Source organism: Bradyrhizobium sp. P5_C11_2, from assembly GCF_054049755.1.
Window position 1 is genome coordinate 1 of record NZ_JBFULT010000775.1, and the last position, 2,790, is coordinate 2,790.

Genomic DNA, 2,790 nt, shown 5'->3' on the forward strand with positions numbered 1-2,790 from the left:
GTGAACATCACCTCGCACTTCGTCACCGTCGGCGCCAACACCAAGGTCAACTTCTTCAACATGACCAGCGGCGCCGCGGTCAGCCGCCTCCAGGGCTTCATCACCTTGGCCGGCGAGGGCAGCGATCTCGCGATCAACGGCGTCAACCTCCTGAAGAAGACCGAGCACGGCGACACCACGCTGGTGGTCGACCATGCCGTGCCGAACTGCGTCAGCCGCGAGATCTTCCGCGCCGTGATCGACGACCGCGCCCATTCGGTGTTCCAGGGCCGCATCATCGTCCGTCCCGACGCGCAGAAGACCGACGGCAAGATGATGACGCGGGCGCTGCTGCTCTCCGACGAGGCCGAGGCTGACAACAAGCCGGAGCTGGAAATCTTCGCCGATGACGTCTCCTGCGGCCACGGCGCCACCGCCGGCGCGCTCGACGACAGCCTCTTGTTCTATCTGAAGGCGCGCGGCCTGCCGGAGAAGCAGGCCCAGGCGCTGCTGATCCAGGCCTTCGTCGGCGAGGCGATCGAGCAGATCGCCGATGATGATCTGCGCGAGCATGTGATCGGCATCGCCGAGCGCTGGCTGGAGCAGCGGTCATGAGCACGCATCCGGCAGTCAAGAACGGCGCCTACGACGTGGCGCGCGTACGCGAGGATTTCCCGGCGCTAGCCATGCAGGTCTACGGCAAGCCGCTGGTCTATCTCGACAACGCGGCCTCGGCGCAGAAGCCGCGGTCCGTGCTCGACCGCATGACGCAGGCCTATACGTCCGAATACGCCAACGTCCATCGCGGCCTGCATTACCTCGCCAACGCCGCGACCGAAGCCTATGAGGGCGGCCGCACCAAGGTCGCGCAGTTCATCAACGCGTCCCGCACTGAGGAAGTGATCTTCACCCGCAACGCGACGGAGGCCATCAACMTGGTCGCCTCGTCCTGGGGCGAGCCGAACATCAAGGCGGGCGACGAGATCGTCATCTCGATCATGGAGCACCACTCCAACATCGTGCCCTGGCACTTCCTGCGCGAGCGCCACGGCGCCGTGATCAAATGGGCACCGGTCGACGACGAGGGCAATTTCCTCATCGACGAGTTCGAGAAGCTGCTGACGGCGAAGACCAAGCTGGTCGCGATCACGCAGATGTCGAACGCGCTCGGCACCATCGTGCCGATCAAGGACGTCGTGAAGATCGCCCATGCCCGCGGCATTCCCGTGCTGGTCGACGGCAGCCAGGGCGCGGTGCATCTGCCCGTCGACGTCCAGGACCTCGGCTGCGACTTCTACGTCTTCACCGGCCACAAGGTCTACGGTCCCACCGGCATCGGCATCCTCTGGGCCAAGTACGACCACCTTGTCGCGATGCGTCCCTATAACGGCGGCGGCGAGATGATCCGCGAGGTCTCGCGCGAGATCGTCACCTATGGCGACCCCCCGCACAAGTTCGAGGCCGGCACGCCCGCGATCGTCGAGGCGGTCGGCCTTGGCGCCGCCATCGACTACGTCAATTCGATCGGCAAGGAGCGCATCGCCGCCCACGAGCACGATCTCACCACCTACGCCCAGGAGAAGCTGCGCGAGATCAACTCGCTGCGGCTGATCGGCACGGCGCGCGGCAAGGGCCCGGTAATCTCCTTCGAGCTCAAGGGCGCGCACGCCCATGACGTCGCCACCGTGATCGACCGTCAGGGCATCGCGGTGCGCGCCGGCACCCATTGCGTGATGCCGCTTTTAGAGCGGTTCAACGTGACGGCGACATGCCGGGCCTCGTTCGGCATGTATAATACGCGGGAAGAAGTCGATCATCTGGCACAGGCGCTGTTGAAGGCGCGGGATTTGTTCGCATGAGTGACACGGCCGAAGTCAAAGCCAATCCGATGGAAACCCAGTCGGCGCTGCCGCCGGAGGAGACCGAGCGTCTCACCACGGAGATCATCGCCGGGCTGAAGACCGTGTTCGACCCGGAAATTCCGGCCGACATCTACGAGCTCGGCCTGATCTACAAGGTCGAGATCAAGGACGACCGCTCGGTGGACGTCCAGATGACCCTGACGACGCCGAACTGCCCGGCCGCCGGAGAGCTGCCGACCATGGTCGAGAACGCCGTTGCCAGCGTCCCCGGCGTCGGCGTGGTCGACGTCAAGGTGGTCTGGGAGCCGCCGTGGTCGCCCGAACGCATGAGCGACGAGGCCCGCCTCGTGCTCAACATGTGGTGACGCGTAACGCTTGCTTTGAATCCTCGGCATTGAATTCGCGCCGCAACGGACCACATCATTGACATGACCCAGATTTCGTCAGGCTCCACACCAGCTTCCACCCCCAAGCCGAAGCGGCCGCGTCCGCAGGTCATGCGGCTGACGGACGCTGCAGCGCAGCGCATCGGCGAGCTGACGAGCCGCGCCGATTCCGAGATCGTGGGCCTGCGCGTCGGGGTGAAGAACGGCGGCTGCGCCGGTCAGTCCTACACCGTCGAATACGCCCATGATATCCGCCCGACCGACGAGGTCGTCGAGGACAAGGGCGTCAAGATCCTGGTCGATCCCAAGGCCGTGCTGTTCCTGCTCGGCACCGAGATGGACTACAAGGCCGACAAGATGCAGGCCCAATTCGTCTTCAACAACCCCAACCAGGTCTCCGCCTGCGGCTGCGGCGAGTCGGTCGAGCTGCGCCCGGCGAAGATCGACGGGTAAGTCCGGCTATCTCAAAGCCCACCGCTGTCGTCCCGGCGCAGGCCGGGAGCCATACCGCGTGATCTCTCCATTGTGGGAAGTGCCAGTACCGAATGGCGTGACGTCGAGTC

At 65.0% G+C, this 2,790-nt stretch carries 4 protein-coding genes; all 4 read left to right on the forward strand.

The window, feature by feature from the left end; genetic code table 11:
- The coding region (locus tag ACXJL8_RS38355; protein ID WP_456686740.1) for a SufB/SufD family protein at window positions 1-594 on the forward strand (594 nt) is incomplete at its 5' end.
- Complete coding sequence (locus tag ACXJL8_RS38360) at window positions 591-1,838, forward strand: cysteine desulfurase (RefSeq protein WP_456686741.1); 1,248 nt, start codon at window positions 591-593, stop codon at window positions 1,836-1,838. The genes ACXJL8_RS38355 and ACXJL8_RS38360, both read left to right, overlap by 4 nt.
- A complete protein-coding gene (locus ACXJL8_RS38365) occupies window positions 1,835-2,206 on the forward strand; it encodes an SUF system Fe-S cluster assembly protein (protein WP_014495549.1) in 372 nt (123 codons plus the stop codon). The genes ACXJL8_RS38360 and ACXJL8_RS38365 overlap by 4 nt, the downstream gene beginning before the upstream one ends.
- Window positions 2,207-2,269: 63 nt before the next feature.
- Complete coding sequence (locus ACXJL8_RS38370; RefSeq protein ID WP_456621151.1) at window positions 2,270-2,680, forward strand: HesB/IscA family protein; 411 nt, start codon at window positions 2,270-2,272, stop codon at window positions 2,678-2,680.
- Window positions 2,681-2,790 lie beyond the last annotated feature (110 nt).

Coding starts and splice junctions, on each gene's coding strand:
- ACXJL8_RS38365 (WP_014495549.1), top strand. CDS start 1,835: ATGAGTGACACGGCCGAAGTCAAAGCCAATCCGATGGAAACCCAGTCG.
- ACXJL8_RS38370 (WP_456621151.1), top strand. CDS start 2,270: ATGACCCAGATTTCGTCAGGCTCCACACCAGCTTCCACCCCCAAGCCG.